The sequence below is a fragment of the Desulfococcus multivorans genome (assembly GCF_001854245.1).
GTDB classification, from domain to species: Bacteria; Desulfobacterota; Desulfobacteria; order Desulfobacterales; family Desulfococcaceae; genus Desulfococcus; species Desulfococcus multivorans.
This window is the reverse complement of sequence record NZ_CP015381.1, coordinates 3,507,615-3,526,087: the sequence shown is the minus strand read 5'-3', so window position 1 is coordinate 3,526,087 and position 18,473 is coordinate 3,507,615. Positions and strand designations below refer to the sequence as shown.

The 18,473-nt window shown below is 62.5% G+C and carries 17 protein-coding genes; 11 read left to right on the top strand and 6 right to left on the bottom strand.

Annotated features, from left to right (window positions below):
- Nucleotides 1-180: 180 nt before the first annotated feature.
- A complete protein-coding gene (mpl, locus tag dmul_RS15440; protein ID WP_020877719.1) occupies nt 181-1,602 on the bottom strand; it encodes a UDP-N-acetylmuramate:L-alanyl-gamma-D-glutamyl-meso-diaminopimelate ligase in 1,422 nt (473 codons plus the stop codon).
- Nucleotides 1,603-1,833: 231 nt separating this feature from the next.
- On the opposite strand from mpl, the gene dmul_RS15435 reads away from it, so the two are divergent.
- Nucleotides 1,834-2,658 (top strand): SIR2 family NAD-dependent protein deacylase, encoded by an 825-nt coding sequence (locus dmul_RS15435; RefSeq protein ID WP_020877718.1) that lies wholly within the window; start codon nt 1,834-1,836, stop codon nt 2,656-2,658.
- Here the strand turns inward: dmul_RS15435 and hemL are convergent.
- On the bottom strand, nt 2,655-3,956 hold the full coding sequence (gene hemL / locus dmul_RS15430) for a glutamate-1-semialdehyde 2,1-aminomutase (protein WP_020877717.1): 1,302 nt from the start codon (nt 3,954-3,956) through the stop codon (nt 2,655-2,657). The genes dmul_RS15435 and hemL overlap by 4 nt on opposite strands.
- Nucleotides 3,957-4,352: 396 nt before the next feature.
- Here hemL and dmul_RS15425 point away from each other — a divergent pair, with 396 nt between their 5' ends.
- From dmul_RS15425 to dmul_RS15390, 8 genes are all read left to right on the top strand, one after another.
- Nucleotides 4,353-5,177: a putative Molybdenum cofactor carrier gene (locus tag dmul_RS15425; protein ID WP_020877716.1), complete on the top strand. Its 825-nt coding sequence runs from the start codon at nt 4,353-4,355 to the stop codon at nt 5,175-5,177.
- A 236-nt stretch (nt 5,178-5,413) separates the two neighbouring features.
- Nucleotides 5,414-5,899: a YchJ family protein gene (locus dmul_RS15420; RefSeq protein ID WP_020877715.1), complete on the top strand. Its 486-nt coding sequence runs from the start codon at nt 5,414-5,416 to the stop codon at nt 5,897-5,899.
- 92 nt (nt 5,900-5,991) lie between these two features.
- Nucleotides 5,992-7,062 carry a BMP family ABC transporter substrate-binding protein gene (locus tag dmul_RS15415; RefSeq protein WP_020877714.1) on the top strand — a complete coding sequence of 357 codons (1,071 nt, stop codon included), beginning with the start codon at nt 5,992-5,994 and terminating at the stop codon, nt 7,060-7,062.
- A 6-nt stretch (nt 7,063-7,068) separates the two neighbouring features.
- Nucleotides 7,069-8,136, top strand: a complete 1,068-nt coding sequence (locus dmul_RS15410) for an ABC transporter permease (RefSeq protein WP_040416079.1) — start codon at nt 7,069-7,071, stop codon at nt 8,134-8,136.
- Nucleotides 8,133-9,056, top strand: a complete 924-nt coding sequence (locus dmul_RS15405) for an ABC transporter permease (RefSeq protein WP_020877712.1) — start codon at nt 8,133-8,135, stop codon at nt 9,054-9,056. The genes dmul_RS15410 and dmul_RS15405 overlap by 4 nt, the downstream gene beginning before the upstream one ends.
- A 47-nt stretch (nt 9,057-9,103) precedes the next feature.
- Complete coding sequence (gpt, locus tag dmul_RS15400) at nt 9,104-9,598, top strand: xanthine phosphoribosyltransferase (RefSeq protein WP_020877711.1); 495 nt, start codon at nt 9,104-9,106, stop codon at nt 9,596-9,598.
- A complete protein-coding gene (locus tag dmul_RS15395; protein WP_020877710.1) occupies nt 9,595-11,106 on the top strand; it encodes an ABC transporter ATP-binding protein in 1,512 nt (503 codons plus the stop codon). The genes gpt and dmul_RS15395 overlap by 4 nt, the downstream gene beginning before the upstream one ends.
- 103 nt (nt 11,107-11,209) lie before the next feature.
- Nucleotides 11,210-12,820, top strand: coding sequence for a bifunctional aminoglycoside phosphotransferase/ATP-binding protein (locus dmul_RS15390; protein WP_020877709.1), 1,611 nt, complete (start codon nt 11,210-11,212; stop codon nt 12,818-12,820).
- 12 nt (nt 12,821-12,832) lie between these two features.
- Here dmul_RS15390 and dmul_RS15385 read toward each other — a convergent pair whose 3' ends face one another.
- Genes dmul_RS15385 through dmul_RS15375 form a run of 3 tightly spaced genes read right to left on the bottom strand, consistent with a single transcriptional unit; the run spans nt 12,833 to nt 15,522 of the window.
- Nucleotides 12,833-13,795, bottom strand: coding sequence for a hypothetical protein (locus tag dmul_RS15385; protein WP_020877708.1), 963 nt, complete (start codon nt 13,793-13,795; stop codon nt 12,833-12,835).
- 1 nt (nt 13,796) lies between these two features.
- Nucleotides 13,797-14,192 carry a preQ(1) synthase gene (queF, locus tag dmul_RS15380; RefSeq protein ID WP_020877707.1) on the bottom strand — a complete coding sequence of 132 codons (396 nt, stop codon included), beginning with the start codon at nt 14,190-14,192 and terminating at the stop codon, nt 13,797-13,799.
- 52 nt (nt 14,193-14,244) lie between these two features.
- A complete protein-coding gene (locus dmul_RS15375) occupies nt 14,245-15,522 on the bottom strand; it encodes a citrate synthase (RefSeq protein WP_020877706.1) in 1,278 nt (425 codons plus the stop codon).
- 580 nt (nt 15,523-16,102) lie between these two features.
- On the opposite strand from dmul_RS15375, the gene dmul_RS15370 reads away from it, so the two are divergent.
- Nucleotides 16,103-16,579 (top strand): PilZ domain-containing protein, encoded by a 477-nt coding sequence (locus tag dmul_RS15370; RefSeq protein ID WP_020877705.1) that lies wholly within the window; start codon nt 16,103-16,105, stop codon nt 16,577-16,579.
- A gap of 88 nt (nt 16,580-16,667) precedes the next feature.
- On the opposite strand, the gene dmul_RS15365 is transcribed toward dmul_RS15370, so the two are convergent.
- On the bottom strand, nt 16,668-17,369 hold the full coding sequence (locus dmul_RS15365; RefSeq protein ID WP_234979102.1) for a TIGR04283 family arsenosugar biosynthesis glycosyltransferase: 702 nt from the start codon (nt 17,367-17,369) through the stop codon (nt 16,668-16,670).
- 134 nt (nt 17,370-17,503) lie between these two features.
- Here dmul_RS15365 and dmul_RS15360 point away from each other — a divergent pair, with 134 nt between their 5' ends.
- A complete protein-coding gene (locus dmul_RS15360; protein WP_234979100.1) occupies nt 17,504-18,466 on the top strand; it encodes an iron transporter in 963 nt (320 codons plus the stop codon).
- Nucleotides 18,467-18,473: the final 7 nt, after the last annotated feature.

Genomic DNA, 18,473 nt, shown 5'->3' with positions numbered 1-18,473 from the left:
TCACTTTTTATCACCTCAACTGTCGACTTTCACAGGCCGGTTCCGGGAGGAAAGGGGCGCGGGCCGTATCCTCCCGGAACCGCTTTCCGGTCGCCATCATGAAAGTCGACAGTTGAATTATCACTCTATCGATTGTGATGCCGATTGTCAATGAAACGGGGGTCCTTTCGGCCGGCGACGTTACAGGGCCGCCAGCAGCCGTTCATGAATGTTGTCGAAGCCGCCGTTGGACATGATCAGGATCGTGTCCCCGGATTCGGCGGTTTCCACCAGAAACCGGATGACGGCGTCGGTGTCGTCGAAATGGCGGGCGTCCATGCCGCGCTGTTTCAGATCCGCCACCAGGGCTTCCGAGGAGAGGCGCTCCTCCGGCGGAACCTTGTCGAGGCGGGAGGGCTTCCGGATCAGGACCTGATCGGCGTCCTCGAACACCTGGGGGTAGACCGCCTGAAACACCCGGCGCATGCTCGTGTTGGTCCGGGGTTCGAACACGGCCACGAGTCGCCCTTCGGGATAGAAGCTGCGGACGGCCCGGAGGGTCTCCCGTACCGCCGTGGGATGGTGGGCGAAGTCGTCGATGACGGTGACTCCCCGCTTCACCCCCCGGACCTCCTGGCGTCGCCGCGGGCCCTGAAAGCTTTCGAGAGCCGCGGCCATGGCCGCCTTCGGGATGCCGACGGCGTCTCCGGCAGCCATGCAGGCGAGAATGTTTTCGAGGTTGTGCCGGCCCATGAGTCGGGTGTTGAAGGCGCCGAAGCGCCGGCCGTCCCGGAGGACCTCGAAGCGGGTCCACGGCGGGGCCGATTCGATGCCTCCAAGCCGCCAGGGGGAGTCGGGCCGATGGCCGTACGGCAGGACCCGGCACCCGCATGCGCTGGCCAACTCCGCGGCATTGGGGTCGCCGTCATAAGGGATCAGGGTGCTGGTGGGGTTCATCCGGTGAATCAGGCGACCGAAGGCCTGCTTGACGGCGGAAAGATCCTTGTAGATGTCCGCATGGTCGAACTCGACGCCGGTAAGAACGGCGACGGCGGGATCGTAGTGAAGAAATTTGGGGCCCTTGTCGAAAAAGGCCGTGTCGTATTCATCCCCCTCGATGACGATGAAGGGGCCCCCGCCCAGACGATAGTTGCTCTGAAAATCCCGCACAATCCCGCCGATGAAAAAGGAGGGGTCCAGACCCGCGCAATGGAGCATCCAGGCCAGGATCGACGCCGTGGTGGTCTTGCCGTGGGTTCCCACGACCATAAGGACCTGTCGGTCTCGAACGACGAAATGGTTGACGGCCTGGGGCATGGAGCAGTACGAAAGCCCCATCTCCATCAGGGCCAGGGCCTCGGGGTTTTCCCGGGTGACGGCATTGCCCACCACGACGAGATCCGGGCGGTGGGCCAGGTGGTCCCCTGAAAACCCCGGGGCCGCCGGAATGCCCTTTCCGGCGAGAAAATCGCTCATGGGCGGGTAGATTCCCTGATCCGATCCGGTGACCCGGTAGCCCAGGTCCTTGAGCATGCCGGCAAGCGCGCCCATGCCCGTGCCGCAAACGGCGATGAGGTGGATCGTCTCTATATGGGCGGGAATCCGGTTGCGGTTCACATCCATGGCTTGTCACTTCCTTTGTTTTCTGATAGTCCGGGTTCAGGTTCGGGCGGCGCCGTTCCGCATGCAGACGGCGGCGTCAGGGGGCGGCCTGCCTCCCCGACCGCCGCCGGCTGAAGGAAGGTCGCGCGGGGTCAACGGCAGGCATCGGATTTGGCAACGGCCTTTCGCAGGGAAGCATCTCCCGGCGCCGGGCGGCAGACGACAACACCACGCTCATCGGAGACGCATTCCATGGAAACCTCCCTCGAAAACCTCTTGAAAGCATTCGTCACTTCTCAACAGCGGATTACCGTCCTCACCGGCGCGGGCATCTCGGCCGAAAGCGGCATTCCCACCTTCCGGGGTCCCGAAGGCTACTGGACCATCGGATCCGAGGCCTACCGTCCCCAGGAGATGGCGACCCAACGCATGTTTCTGAAAGCACCCCTGGCGGTCTGGAACTGGTATCTTTACCGCCGTTCGGTCTGCGCCCGCGCCGAGCCCAACCCCGGGCATCGCGCGGTGGCCGGGATGGAGCGCCTCTTCGGCGATCGTTTCCGACTGGTCACCCAGAATGTCGACAATCTCCACCTGCGGGCCGGCAGCACGCCGGAGCGGACCTTCGAAATCCACGGCAACATCTTTCTGATGCGCTGCGCCGAGGCATGCTCTGCGGCTTTGACGCCGGTGCCGGCGGCCTTTGACGATTGGCCCCGGGACCGGGAGATTTCCTCCGGGGAGGCGGAACTTCTCCGCTGCCCCCGCTGCGGAGGGCTTTTAAGACCCCACGTACTCTGGTTCGACGAGGTCTACGACGAGCCGTTCTACCGGTTGACCACAACGCTCGCGGCCGCCCGGGAAACGGATCTCCTCATCGTCGCGGGCACCTCCGGCACCACCAACCTGCCCAACAAGGTGGCCTGGGAGGTCTCCCGCCGTTACAAGGCGGTCATCGTCGACGTCAACACCGACCGCAACCCCTTCGCCGCCCTGGCCGTCCGCCAGGGGGGGTTCGCCGTGACCGGCACCTGCGGGCAGATCCTTCCCGAGATCCTGGCGCTCTTCCAGGCGGCCTAGCACTCACATCCGGCGGCGAGGGTCTTGAGCACCTCGGCCGCCGCCCGGACGGTCTCGTCGATATCCTCCCGGGTGTGTGCCGCCGAGACGAAGGCGGCCTCGAACTGGGACGGGGCCAGGTAGATTCCCCGCTCGAGCATGGCGTTATAGTAGGCTGCGAACATCTTGAGATCGGATGTTTTGGCGTCCTCGAAATGGGTCACCGGGCGGTCGGTGAAGAACATGCCCAGCATGGAGCCCACCCGGGTGAAGGTCACCGGAATGCCGGCCACAGCGGCGGCGCCTTCGAGCCCGACGGCCAGCCGACGGGATTTCTGATCCAGCGCGTCGTAGAAGCCCGGTTCCTGGAGCTGTTTGAGGGTGGCCACGCCGGCGGCCATGGCCAGGGGGTTGCCGGAGAGGGTGCCGGCCTGGTACATGGGGCCTGCGGGGGCCACCTGTTCCATGATATCCCGGCGTCCGCCATAGGCGCCCACGGGCAGGCCGCCGCCGATGATCTTGGCGAGACAGGTCAGATCCGGGGTGATGCCGTAAAGCGCCTGTGCCCCGCCGTAGGCCACGCGGAACCCCGTCATGACCTCGTCGAAAACCAGAACGGTCCCGTGCTTCTCCGTTTCCTTCCGGAGGGTTTCGAGGAATCCGTCCACCGGGGGTACACACCCCATGTTCCCGGCCACCGGCTCCACGATGATACAGGCGATGTCGTCGCCCCGGGCGTTCATCAAGGCGGTCACGGCGTCGATGTCGTTGTAGGGCAGGGAGATCGTCTGGGCGACGAAGGCCTGGGGGATCCCCGGGCTGCCGGGAATGCCCAGGGTGGCGACGCCGGAGCCGGCCGCCACCAGAAGGGAGTCGGCGTGCCCGTGGTAGCAGCCGTCGAATTTGACGACGGCGTCCCGTCCTGTAAAGGCCCGGGCGAGACGGACGGCGCTCATGGTGGCTTCGGTGCCGGAGTTGACCATGCGGACCATCTCGATGGACGGCACGGCGTCTTTCACCATTTCGGCCAGCCGGAGTTCCAGCACCGTGGGCGCACCGAAGCTGGTGCCCTGGGTCAGTTCGAACTCGATCAGCTTGATCACTTCGGGATGACGGTGCCCCAGAATCATGGGTCCCCACGATCCCACGTAGTCGATGTAGCTGTTGCCGTCCACGTCGAAGATGCGGCTGCCCTGGGCCCGTTCGATGAACAGGGGGGTGCAACCCACGGACCGACAAGCGCGGACCGGGCTGTTCACCCCGCCGGGAATGAGTTCCCGGGCTTCTTCAAACAGTTTCAACGAGTGGTCTATGTTCATGTCAATCTCCTTCATTGCCTGCGATCCTCGGCTGTTGACCGCCCGGGATGTTCATCGTCAAAGGGCTCGATGCGGATGCATTCGTAAGGGGCGGTTCTCTGCATTGCCTTGCATTACCCGATGTCGACCGGCTTCTGAACGTCGAGTTGAATGCCGGAACGTAACGCCACCAGATACAACGGATCGGGGGATATTGCAACACCGGAGTCCGAAAACCGACCGTCGGCGCCGCTTCCCGTTCCCGGGGCGGGCGCTTGAAACAATATATTGATTTTGTAATTGAATCATCTTAAATTGAGACGGTAATGTGGAAAGGCGGGCATGGGAAGGATGGGGACAACGGCCGCGACCGCTCCGAAAAGAGGGGCCGGCAATGCAGGGGGATGACGATCCGGTATGATTCGAAAGGTGATTTCCGGCGGAGAGGCGGGGGTGGAGCGCGCGGCACTGGACGCGGCCCAGAAATTCATGATCGACTGCGGGGGGTGGATGCCCCGGCGGCGCGACGGGGAGGACGAGGCTCTGGTCAGGGCTTATCGGTTGACGCTGCTGATCGACGCCGATGCCGACCAGGCCGCGGCGCGGAACGTGTCCAACGCCGACGGTGTGCTGGCCATCGTCTGGGGGGCGGCGACGGAAAGCGCCGCGCGCCATCTCCGGCTGGCGGAGCGATACGGGCGGCCTGCAAAGGTGCTGGACCTGGATCGGATTCCGGCCTTCAAAGCGGCCCGGGAGGCCGAGGCCTGGATCCGGGAGAAGGGGATCGCCGTGCTGAACGTCACGGGGTCCCAGACGACCGACGCGGCGGTCTATCGAACAGCGTCGGACATTCTCGAGACCCTCCATCAACTGCTCATGATCGACCCCCGGCATCACCGGTCGGGGCCCGGCGACGTCGCGACGCGGGCGGACGTCCGTCTGGACGCATTCGTCCGGATTCCCAAGACCGTCGACGAGGCGGTGGCGGTGCTTCTGTCGGCGCTGAGTTTCCGGGATCGAACCCGTATCGCCAACATGGACGAGAAGCGTCTCGATACCTTGATGCCCTCCATCGGCGTCTACATCCAGAACGAATTTCGGCTGCGGCAGGGCAACCCGTCGCTCATGGATGACTGCAGGGCCCGTTCGGACACCCCTGATGAAGCGCCCGCGAAGGTTGTCATCCGGGCGCTCCGGCGCGCCCTTCGGAACACCGATGGGGTGCTGCGCGTCGTCAAATAGCCCCCTGCGCGTCGGACATTGACATACGCCGACCTGGAAGAGGCCCTCCTTTTACCTGGCGCGGTCATCTCGGGAAAAGTACAGGTGATCGTTTCTTTACTTTTGAAAGAGATATTGGTATAGGCCGTCAGTTTCAACAACCTTGCCGGTTATGAGAACCAACGGGGCGTCTTCGCTCCCCGCGGGATCGAGGCCCCCGGATCCATCCGAGATGAAAAGCAGAAAAGGAGTCGACCATGGAATCATGCCCCTGTGGATCAGGCCTGACATACACCGAATGCTGTGAACCGCTGATCACCGGCGCGCAACCCGCGAAGACCGCGGAGGCCCTCCTCCGGTCCCGCTACACTGCCTATGCCGGGAAGATCGTCGATTATATCGTCGACACGACCCATCCCGATCAGCAGGAACCCGACAGCCGGAAAACAGTGGAAAAATGGTCCCGAAACACCGAATGGCGGAAACTCGAGATCGTGAACTGCGAGGCCGGCGGCATCGATGACGAGGAAGGAACGGTGGAGTTCAAGGCGGATTACACGGAAAAAGGGAAGCCTAGAAAACATCACGAACTGGCAACGTTCAAGAAAAAGGACGGCCGATGGTATTTTTTCGACGCCGGGACACCCCCGATTCGACAGGTGGTGCGCACCTCCCCCAAGGTGGGGCGGAATGCGCCGTGCCCTTGCGGAAGCGGAAAGAAATACAAGAAGTGCTGTGGCTGAAAGACCGTAGATCGTCGCCGGCCGTGACCGGGTCCGGGAATATGCATGCCGGCGTTTGTTCTTCTATCGATTCAAGGAGGCGGGGTACAGCAATGGTGAAACGTGCAATCATGGTGGCGGCGGCGGTGCTGTTGTGCTGCGGGGCGGCGTTGTCCGCCGACAAAGACGACAAAGAGATGAAGGTCGGTTTCGTTTATGTCTCCCCCGTAGGGGATGCGGGCTATTCCTATGCCCACGACATGGGCCGGAAATTCATAGACGGCAAGGACGGCGTGACCACCGCTTTTGTGGAGGCGGTTGCCGAAGGCCCGGATGCCGAGCGGGTCATCCTCAACATGGCCCGGAAGGGCTACGATCTCATCTTCGCCACCAGCTACGGTTATATGGATCCCATGCTCAAGGTGGCCCAAAAATTCCCCGATATCGTGTTCATGCACTGCTCCGGATTCAAGGCCGCCGCCAACATGGGCAATTATTTCGGCCGGATGTATCAGGCCCGGTATCTGACGGGCATGGTGGCCGGCGGCATGACCCGGAGCAATACCCTGGGGTACGTGGCCGCCTTTCCCATCCCCGAGGTGATCCGCGGCATCAACGCCTTTACCCTTGGCGCCCGGGCCGTCAACCCCGATGCCGTGGTGCGCGTGGTCTGGACCAAGACCTGGTACGATCCGGCAACCGAAAAGGAGGCGGCCAAGAGCCTCCTCGACACCGGGGCCGATGTCATCGCCCAGCATCAGGACTCTCCCGGTCCCCAGGAGGCTGCCCAGGAGCGGGGCGTTTACGCCATCGGGTACAACACCGACATGAGCGCCTTCGCCCCCAAGGCGCATCTGACGGCCGCCGTCTGGAACTGGGGGCCTTTCTACAAGGAGATGACGGACGCGGTGAGAAACGGAACCTGGAAGAGCGGTGCCTATTGGTACGGCATGGACAAGGGCATCGTCGATATCAGTCCCATGGCCGACGTTGTGCCGGAAAGGGTCAGGGCACGGGTTGCGGCCGTAAAGGCCGAGCTGATTGCCGGCACCTTCGCACCCTTCTCCGGCGAACTGAGGGATCAGAGCGGCGTCGTTCGGATTCCCGCCGGGAAATCCATGACGGACGCCGAGTTGCTGGGAATGGACTGGTTCGTCGAGGGCGTGGTCGGTTCGACGCAATAATACCGCATGAACAGTCCGTTTCGGATCGTTAAAAGGGAGGCGCCTTTGGGGTGGGGCGTCTGCCTCGTCATATCGGGGGCGGTGCTTTTTGCCCTGGGGATCGGTATGGGCATGCTGAGTATCCAGGGCAAACCGCCGCTTTCGGGTATGGGGCTGCTGCTTCAAGGGGCCTTCGGCTCCCGCTGGGCACTGGAGGATTGTGTCGGAAAGGCGATTCCCATCTACCTCTGTTCCCTGGGGGTCGCCGTCGCCTTTCGTCTCCAGATATGGAACATCGGCGCCGAAGGGCAGTTCGCCCTGGGAGCCGTGGGCGCCGCATGGGCGGTCTACCGGTTTTCCGCCCTGCCCGGTTGGACGCTGATTCCGCTGATGATGCTGGTCTCTTTCGCCGCCGGGGCCTTCTGGGGGCTGATTCCCGCTTTCCTGAAGCTGCGCATGCGCGCCAACGAAATCATCGTCACCCTCATGATGAATTACATCGCCGTCTTCTTCCTCGATTACCTCGTCTACGGCCGCTGGAAAGACCCGGCGAGCTTCGGTTTCCCCATGACCCCCACGTTTCCGGAGAGCGCCGTCGTGGGCAGGATCGGCGGAACCAACCTCAATTGGGGGCTTCTGCTCTGCGTCGTCTCGGGTCTTATCATCTGGATCTTTTTCCGCCACACCCGGCTCGGCTTCGAACTGAAGGCCGGCGGGGAGAGCCTTCAGGCGGCCCGGTATGCCCGCCTACCCTATGAAAACCTGGTGGTTCTGGTGATGGTCCTGAGCGGCGGGCTGGCCGGTTGGGCGGGATTCATCGAGGCTTCCGTCACCCTCAACCGGCTTCAGCCCAGCATCATGGTCGGATACGGCTACACCGCCATCGTGGTGGCGTGGCTGGCGCGGCTCAACCCGCTCTACATCGGCATCGCCGCATTCCTCCTGGCCGGGCTGCGCGTGGGGGGCGAGAATCTCCAGCTGGAGATCCAGGTTCCCGCCGCCTTCGGGGAGATCCTGGAGGGACTGATCCTTCTGTCGGTTCTGGCGTCGTCGTTTTTTATCCGTTATCGTTTTACCCCAAGGCGGCCGTCATGACGTGGTGGGACATGCTGGTGCCGCTTCTGGCGGCTGCGGTTCAGTCGGGGACGCCCATCCTGTTCGCCACCCTGGGAGAGATCTTTACGGAGCGCGCCGGCGTTCTTAACTTAGGGGTCGAAGGCGTGATGCTCGCGGGCGCGCTGGCGGGATTTCTGACGTCGATGTGGAGCGGGAGCCCCGTACTGGGGTTTGCGGCCGGCGGTTTTTTCGGCGCCGGTCTGGCGGGCATTCACGGCTTGGTCTGCATCGCGTTCAGCGGGAATCAGGTGGTCTCCGGACTGGCCCTCACCATCCTCGGCATCGGGCTCGCCGACTATCTGGGAACCCCCTTCATCGGCCAGAGCGCGCCGGGATTCGTTCCGGTTCCGATTCCCGGGCTGTCCGAGATCCCTGCGGTGGGGGCGATCCTGTTCCGGCAGGACCCTCTCGTCTATGTCTCCTACGCCGTCCCGCCGCTGATGTGGTTGTTTTTCAGGAACACCCGGTGGGGACTCAGACTGCGTTCCGTGGGAGAATATCCCCACGCGGCCGCCGCCGCCGGACTCAACGTGTCCGCCTTCCGCTGGGCCGGCGTGCTGGTGGGAGGGTTCTTGTGCGGTCTGGGTGGCGCGTATCTCTCCCTGGCCTACACCCATCTGTGGACCAGCGGTCTTTCCGCCGGCAGGGGCTGGATCGCCGTGGCCCTGGTCATCTTCGCCTTCTGGCATCCCGGGCGGGCGGTGCTGGGTGCCTATTTCTTCGGGGGGGTGATGGCTTTCCAGTTCCGGCTTCAGGCGACAGGAACCCATATTCCCTCCTCCCTGTTGCTCATGCTGCCTTATGCACTTACCGTCCTGGTTCTCGTTTTTTCGTCCTGGCGGGGGCGGGGCGATCGGGCGCCGGCCTTTCTGGGCGTCAATACCGAGCCGGCAGAGTAAAATCCGGGGTGACGTAAAAGCGAGACCCTTTCAAGGAGAATGACCGGATGTCTGATTTGGATAGACGTTATCGAAAAACATATCCCATTTCATGGGAGCAGCTGCAACGGGATACCCGGACTCTCGCGCGGCGTCTTCTCGAGATCGGTGAATGGCGGGGCATTATCGCCGTCACCCGGGGCGGGCTCGTGCCGGCGGCCATCATCGCGCGGGAGTTGGATATCCATCGGGTGGATACGGTATGCGTTTCCAGCTACACCTGGCAGAACCAGGGGAAGATCCAGGTGATCAAGCCTGTGGCCGATCAGGGCGAGGGCTGGCTCATCGTCGACGATCTGGTGGACACCGGAAAAACCGCCGCCGTGGTTCGGGAGATGATTCCCCGCGCCCATTTCGCCACCGTCTATGCCAAGCCCGCCGGTCGGCCCCTGGTGGACTCCTTCATCACCGAGGTCGACCAGGAGACGTGGATTCTCTTTCCGTGGGACGCGTCATCTCAGTTTATCCGCCCCATCGCAGGCCTGAAACAGGACCGGTCATGACCGAATGCGAAAAAAATGCGCCTTTGCCGCTGGTACGCCTGGCGGGGATCGGCAGATCCTTCGGACGGGTCCGTGCCAACCACGATATCAGTCTCGACATTCATGCCGGTCGGATCATGGCGCTTCTGGGTGAAAACGGCGCCGGGAAGAGCACCCTCATGCGCATCCTGGCGGGTCGGCTTCAGCCCGACACAGGTCATATCGTCATCGACGGCCGGCGGACCGTTCTGTCGACGGCCAGGACCGCCATCGATGCCGGGATCGGGATGGTCTACCAGCACTTCACGCTGGTGGAGGCGATGACCGTCGCCGAAAACGTTTTTCTGGGCCAGGAGGGCGGCTTCTGGCTCCATCCCCGGCAGATGCGGGACAAGGTCGCGGCGTTGGCCGAGATCTACCAGCTCGCCGTCGATCCGTCCCGACGGATATCGACGCTTTCCATGGGTGAGCGGCAGCGGGTCGAGATCCTGAAGCTCCTTCTCCGCCAGAGCCGGGTTCTGATTCTCGACGAACCGACGGCGGTGCTGACGCCCCTCGAGACCGAGCAGCTCTTCAAAGCGATGCGCCGGATGGCGGGGCAGGGCAAGGCCGTCGTCTTTATCAGCCACAAATTGAGCGAAGTCATGGCCGTAGCGGACGACATCGCCATACTGCGGAAGGGTGAGATCGTCGACACCATGCCGGTCGCGGATGTCGCCTCGGTGGGGGAACTGGCCCGGCGTATGGTCGGTCGGGAGGTGCTGCTGCAGATCGAAAAAAATCCGGTGCCGTGCGGCGAAAGGGTCCTGAAGATTCGGGACCTGTGCTCAAAGGCCCTCAAAGCCATCGACCTGGAACTCTTCCAGGGGGAGATTCTGGGGATCGTCGGGGTTGCCGGGAACGGGCAGAAAGCGCTCGCCGAGATTATCTGCGGTCTTCTGGCGCCCGAGGCGGGAGAGGTCGAGATCATGGGCCGGGAATGGGGATGCTTCTTCGCGCGATGCCGAACGGAAACGCCCCTCGGCTACATTCCGGAGGACCGGCTGGGGATCGCCACCTGCCCCGATCTCGACCTGCGGGATAATTTCCTGCTGACCACCCGGTATGGCTTCTGTCGGGGGCCGTGGCTGCTGGGCAAGGCAGCCGAGGGGAAGGCTCGGGAGACCTTGAAGATCTTTCAGGTCCGACCGGCGAATATCTTTGCGTTGGCCCGGCAACTCTCCGGGGGCAACCTCCAGAAGATGGTGCTGGGCCGCGAGTTTTACCGGCAGCCGCGCCTCATCGTGGCCGAACAGCCGACCCAGGGGCTTGATGTGGCCGCCACCGAGGCGGTCTGGCGGCACCTGCTGGAGGCCCGGACCCGGGCGGGCATCCTGCTGATCACCGGCGACCTGAACGAGGCTTTGGCCCTGTCAGACCGCATTGCCGTCATGTTCGGCGGCCGGATCATGGACGTCTTTGAGGCGTCCGACACTCATAAGGTGGATCGAATCGGCATGTTGATGGCCGGCATTTCCTCGGCGGCCTGACGGTAACGGTGTGTTCGGGCCGTCCGGCGCCGATCCCGAACCCGAAAAGACATGTATCGGCATCGGGCCGATGCCCTTGAATACGTGAAAGGAGGCGAGGCCGTTGACGCGAACGACAAAAGCGGATGACCCGCGGACGATATTCGAGGCCGTTTGTTCGGCCATGGCGGATCCGACCTTCTACCCTCATGCCGTGACCGGCGTCGAGCGCCGGGATACGCATATCTCCGCGGTTTTTTTGACGGGGTCGATCGTCTACAAACTGAAAAAGCCCCTGGCCCTCGGATTTCTGGACTTTCGACGCCTGGAAGATCGGCGGACGGCCTGCCTTCGGGAGGTCGAGCTGAACCGTCGATTGAGTCATGACGTATACCGCGAGGTCGTTCCGATTCATCGCGGCCCCGATGGGAAAATCTCCCTGTCGCCCGGCGGTCGGGTGGTGGAATATGCCGTGACCATGCGGCAGCTGCCTGAAGCGTCCAATCTGAGAACGCTCCTGGAAACGGGTCGGGCAGGGCATGAATGCATGGTCGAAATCGGGCTTCGGCTGGCGCGTTTTTACGACGAGAGCGAGCGGAGTTCCGCGGTGGACGCCTACGGGTCGCCGGATGCCGTCGCCTACAACATGGAGGAAAACTTCCGGCAGCTGGGGCCGTGGGTGGACACCGTTCTGGCGGGGTGGCCGTGGCCGTTTCTGTGCGAGGCGAACCGTGCCTTTCTCGTCGATCACAAGGCCCTTTTCCAGGGGCGGATCGCCAACGGCCGGATACGGGACGGCCACGGGGATCTTCGGGCCGATCACGTCTATTTCGACGGCGGTCTCCAGATCATCGACTGCATCGAATTCAACGATCGGTTCCGGTACGGGGATGCGGCGGTGGATCTCGCTTTTCTGGTGATGGACATGGCCGCACTGGGGCACGGGGCCCTGGGATACACGCTCCTGGCAGCCTATGCCGCGGCGGCGGCGGATCCCGGCGTCTTCGCCCTTATCGACTTCTATGTGGTCTACAGGGCACTGGTCCGCGTCAAGGTTTCCTGCATGCGGCTTTCGGCGGCCGACGCCGACGAGCGGGCTGTCCTCCTCACGGAGATCGGGCGATACATGGACCTCGCCTACCGGCACACCCTCATGTTCGCACGTCCCACCCTCTGGGTTTGCTGCGGGCTTCCCGCCTCGGGCAAGTCATCTCTGGCCGCCCGGCTGGGCGAGGCGATGGGGATTCGGGTTTTCAGCTCCGATCGGGTTCGAAAGACGATGGCGCCCGGGTCCGGGGTTTCACCCTACGGCAAGGGGACCTATTCCGACCAGCGGCGGAACCGGGTTTACGGTCGGCTTCTGGCCCTGGCCCAGGACGAACTTCGCTCCGGCCGGTCGGTGATCCTGGATGCCACCTACGGCCGAAGGCACTGGCGGGACGGCGTCCGGCAGCTGGCGTCGGACATGGACGCCGGCCTGATCTTCGCCGAGTGCGTCTCTCCGCTGGAGACCCTTCGGCGCCGCCTGGCCCGCCGGGATCGGTCGCCCGGCCTGTCGGACGCCCGGCTCGGCCACCTCAGCCGACTTTCCGCCGAATTCGAGGCGTTGACGGATATCCCGCAGGCCATGCGTGTGTCGGTGGACACCGACGGCCCGCGGGAAAATACCGTGACGGCGCTGTTGAAAACGGCCTGGGCTCTTCGCGAGCTTCAGATTGCCGGCCGGTCGTCGTGATGCCGGCGAGGGCTATTTGAGCCTGACCGCGGCGCCTTCGGCCACCGGCGTCGCGTCAATCGGACGGGCTTCGGCCCGGCCGTCGTCGACGGCGGTGATCTCAAGCGTTCCCGCAAGCGTTCCCGGAATGATGAAGCGCTGCCCCATCCGTCCCTCGATCACCTCTCCCGCGTTGTAAACCTCGAGGATGTCCCCGGCCTTCAAGCCGATTTCCCGGCCGGACGACAGGATCGCCTTCCCGTCCTGAACCGCCAAGACGTAGCCTTGCCAGGGGTGTTTCCCGAGGACTTCACAGATCTGTGCGGCGCCGATTTCAGCGACACGGTCCAAGGTCTCGTCCAGCGCGTAGACGGCTTTCAGATCCCGGGCCAGAACGGCATCATATTCAGCCCCGTCCACCTCCGCGGTCGCCTTCGGGGACTCGTCCATGAGCTTGGCGCCGGTTCCGGAATCGTAAAGCTGCAGCCCCACCTGGACGGATTCGTAGTAATGGGTATCCCGGAATATGAAAAAGCCCTCATCCTTTTCCTCGGCGTCGATGCCGACGAGGTGACCCACCAGGAAGGCGTTGATGCCCGATGTTCTGCCGATTTCGGCCAGTGCGAGGTTGTCGATCCGGCCTGATGCCGGACGGGGCATCCGGTCGACGGCTTCATCGGGGTAGCCGGGATCGCCGGGTTTCAGCCACTGGACGCCATTGCAGCCGGCCGAGAGTCGGTCCATGAAACGGCTCATGAAGCGCTGCGTTATCTCGGCATCCGAAATGAACGTCGTGTTTTCAAAGGGCAGGATCGCCACCTTTTTCTGAAGCCGCTCACCGGTGAAAGGGATGGCCTCGACCACTTTCCGGGTCTGGCTTCGCACCGTCGCGCATCCCCAGAGGCAGAGGACCGACAACAGGACGGCCAGCAGCCGCATCGCCGGTCTTGCCGGCGACGCGCCGCAGATTTTCAGGGAAACGGTATTTGCGGACATGTCATGCGAGCCCTTCATAAAGCGCGGAGACGCTCGTCGAAATGCCCCCCCGCGGCGTGAAGTCACCGATGATCTCCATGCGTTTAGGGCTGACGACGGCCACCAGATCGTCCAGGATGCGGTTGACCACATGCTCGTAAAAGATGCCGACATTGCGGTATTGGAGCAGGTAGAACTTGAGGGATTTCAGCTCGACGATCTTCTTGTCGGGACGGTACCGGATGGTGATGGTGCCGAAATCGGGAAGCCCCGTCATGGGGCATACCGAGGTGAACTCGGGCTGCCGGATCTCGATATGCACATCCCGGTGCCCCGTATACTGATAGTCGACGGGATCCAGAAGGTCCCGGCGGATGGTATCGGGTTTTTCGATGTTCTGCAAAACAACGTCCGTCATGGTCAAACACTCCTTGCTGCAGGGTTGCGGCGGCAGATGTCCGGGAAGACGACTACCGTTCGTCGAGGGGAACGTATTCCCGCTGGGTCGGCCCGGTGTAGATCTGACGCGGGCGGTTGAGGCGCCATTCCGGGTCATCCATGCTTTCCTTCCACTGGGCGATCCATCCCGGAAGACGCCCGATGGCGAACATGACCGTGAACATGTTGGTGGGGATGCCGATGGCCCTCAGAACGATGCCGCTGTAAAAATCGATGTTGGGATAGAGGTTGTGATCGACGAAATAGCTGTCTTTCACCGCGATCTCCTCGAGGGCCTGGGCGACTTCCAGAAGCGGGTCGTGGATGTTGAGTTTGGTGAGGAGCCGATCGCACATCTTCTTCATGATCCGGGTCCGGGGATCGTAGGTTTTGTAGACCCGATGGCCGAACCCCATGAGCCGGAAGGGGTCGTTCCTGTCCTTGGCCCGGGCCAGCACGTCCTTCAACGGGATCTTCTTCTCGACGATGTTCGTCAGCATTTCGATGACCGCCTGGTTGGCCCCGCCGTGGAGCGGTCCCCAGAGGGCGGCGATGCCGGCGGATATGGCGGCATAGAGGTTGACCCGGCCGCTGCCCACCAGACGGACGGCGGAGGTCGAACAGTTCTGTTCGTGGTCGGCGTGAAGGATCAGAAAGACGGATAGGGCCTGAACGACGTCCGGATCGATTTCATAGGGCCTGACCGGGCTGTCGAACATCATGTTGAGAAAATTTTCGCAGTAGGAGAGGTCGGGTCGGGGATAGACCACCGTGTGTCCTCTGAAGATCTTGTAGGACATCGCCGCCAGGGTCCGGACCTTGGAGATGAGGCGTGCGACGGTGGTGTTCAGTTCCTCCTCGCCTTCGAGGTAGGGGTAAAAGCTTTTCAGGGCGTTGACCATCGAGGAGAGGATTCCCATGGGATGGGACGCCCGGGGGAAGCTCCCGAAAAACGACCGCATGTCCTCGTGAACCAGGGAGTGGTCGTTCAGGAGAACCGAGAAGCGGGTGATCTGCTTTCGGTTGGGGAGTTCGCCGTTGATGAGCAGATAGGCGACCTCCCGGAAGGAGGAGTGCTCCGCCAGTGCCTCGATGGGATAGCCCCTGTACCGAAGGATGCCCCGTTCGCCGTCCATGAAGGTGATGGCGCTCTTGCAGCTGCCGGTGTTGGCAAAGCCCGAATCCAGGGTGATCATGCCGGTCATCTGGCGGAGCCTGGAAATATCGATGGCCTTTTCCCCTTCGGATCCGGTGACGACCGGCAGCTCGTAGGTCTGGTCGCCCCAGATCAACTTTACGTGTTCAGTCATACATATTCCTTTCCTGTTCAGGCGGAAGGGTCACCGCCGTTACCGCTTTGCGGATCGTGCCCCAACAGTGAGCACCGGACAAAAAATATGCCGCCCATCATCCACGCCGGCCGTCCCGGAACAGAGCGTCCTTGCAGTCAATCCATGAATGTCAAGAAGTTTTTCGCCTGCGGATGCCGTTGGGTCGGCCCGGCGGAACGCACTGGAAGGCAAGAGAGTTCCCTGGAACCATACATGAAGATGCGGAATGGGTCAAGCAGTGATCGCGAGGCGGGCAGGACGGGCGCCGCCGTCTCCGATTTTTCGTTTGTAAAGGCCTTTTCGATGTATTATAGACAACCATTTACAAGCAGATGTTTCCGCTTCGATCCCGCAGGCCGGCTGGTTTTCAGATCCGAAAGGCCATTGATCCATTTTTTTGCGTTTTACGCGCCGAAAGCGCGTCTCTTGCCGCCATGGCGTGGTGGGCTATGACAGCCTGAGATGTCCGGGGGCGACGGCCCAGGCCCTCTGAAACGACGCCGTGACGGTTTGCAGCCGCCGATGAAATGCGGATCTCTCTTCTGGACAGGGTATACGGATGAATGAAGTGAAGGCTTTTATAGACAATTCGGGGGAGGCCGTCATCAAATGCCCTCGATGTCATGCGACGCGGGTTGTCGATGTCAAGGAATATTCCAGGCTCGACCACATTGTCCGCTTCAAGGTGACCTGTCCGTGCAAGCATGTTTACCGGGTGATTCTGGAGCGGCGGGAGTTCTTCAGAAAACCGGTCCGATTGACGGGCGTGTGTCGGATGCGGGAGGGCGTGCCGGCGGTTGACATCCATATCCACAATCTGTCCCGGAAAGGATTGCGGATCGAGCTGATGAAGGACGATCCGCCGGCGATAGGCGACAAGGTGACCGTAGAGTTCCGGTTGGATGACGAGAAAAAGACCCTTATCCGAAAAGAGGCGTTGGTTCGAACCCTCATGGGGCGGTTTGTCGGGCTGGAGTTTTTTTCCATCGATCCCTACAATGTCTATGACAAGGCCCTGGGGTTTTACCTGATGTGAATAACGCGGGTCAGGCCGCCTTCGGGGCGATCTTCCGGCAGATTCCGGACGGGGTCGACGTGCCCGTGCTGGTGAAGATACGCGGTTGTCATCGGTAAAAAAGGCTCAGCCGCTCGGGCGCAACGCCGGCGTGATACAGGATCAGCAGCATCCAGTTGCGGAGCGTGTTCCGACAGACGCCCGTTCTTTCCCAACGGCGGGCCGATGTCGTGACCCGATGGGGGAGCAGGATGATCCGGTCTCCCCGCCGCCGGATCCGTCGCATCAATTCGACGTCCTCCATGATCGGAATCGCCGCGAACCCGCCGTGTCTCAGAAAATAGGCCTTTCGGATGAAAATGGCCTGATCCCCGTACGGGATGCGCGTGATGCGGGAGCGGCGGGAGGCGGCTTTTTCGATCCATCGGAAACAGGGGCGGGGGGAGTCGATGGCGAGATCGAAGGCTCCGCCGACGAAGTCCTTCGCCTGAAGGGCCTCGATGATGCGTTCGAGGCCGTCATCGGGGAGGCGGGTGTCCGCGTGCAGAAACAGCAGGATGTCGCCTGTGGCGTGCCGGGCGCCCGTGTTCATCTGGACGGCCCGCCCCCGTGTCGAACGGAGTTTCACGGCCCGCGGATCCCGGATCGCCCGAAGCGAGTCACCCGAGGCGGCGCCGTCAACAACGATGATTTCCCGTTTACCCGCGAAGGGCATACGAAGCAGGTGACCGACCAGGGGATTTATGATATGGGCCTCATGAAATACCGGGATGACGATGGATACGGCGGGGCGCATGAACTGTTTCAACACGTCCGGTCTAACCGATGGGCTTGAAAGATGCGTCCGCGCGGTTGCGCGCGGCGCTTGTTTCCTGTCCTCTATCGCCGTCGCTCCGGAGAATATAGTCCGATAAGGGCTCGTACGAAAGGGCGTTGATGTCGTTGATGATGCATGTTACAGCGAGACTGTGGCCCGCCGCAAAAGCGGGGGTTAGAAAAGGGGTTTTCGGATTTTTGTGGATCCTGAAGATTCTGATTCCCATTTCCTTCCTGACGCTGCTGTTGGACGCCGGGGGCGTCATCGGCAGAATCGACTTTCTGCTCACGCCGCTCATGGCGGTGCTGTGCCTTCCGGCCGTTGCCGCGCTTCCCTTGATCATCGGCATGCTGACGGGAATATACGGCGCCGTCGCCGCCATGACGGTTCTGCCCATGACCCTCGATCAGATGACCCTCGTCGCGATTTTTCTTCTGATTTCACACAACCTGATCCAGGAGGGGATCATTCAGGGTCGCTCGGGCATCCATCCCGGGATTGCCACGGCCTTCCGCCTGGGCGCCAGCATCGTCACGGTCATGGTGACGGCGCGGTTTCTCCCCTCCGACACCACTGTCGTCCTCTCCGGCGGGACGACCCCGGGCACCGCGGGACCGTTTCTCGACATTCTCGGGAACTGGGCGCTCCGGATGGGATGGCTCAGCGTCAAGATCCTCGCCGTCATTACCGCCATCATGGTGGTCCTGGAGATCATGAAGGCCTTCCGGCTCATCACCCACCTCATCACGCTGCTTCAGCCCGTCATCCGGTTCATGGGGCTCGATGGGCGGGTGGGCATGCTGTGGCTGACCGCCTGTCTCTTCGGCATCACTTACGGTGCCGCGGTCATCGTCGAGGAGGCCAAGGAGAACGACTTTGCGGCGGACGAACTGACCCGGCTTCATCTTTCCATCGGCATCAACCACGCCGTAATCGAGGACCCGGCCCTGTTTCTGCCGTTGGGGATCGGGGCCTTCTGGCTCTGGGTGCCGAGGCTGATCAGCGCTGTGGCGGCGGTCTGGCTCCTCAACCTCTGGTTCCGGCTGCGTCGCCGCCTGACCGTGGGATTGACGGTTCGTACCCCTTCATGAGTTTCAA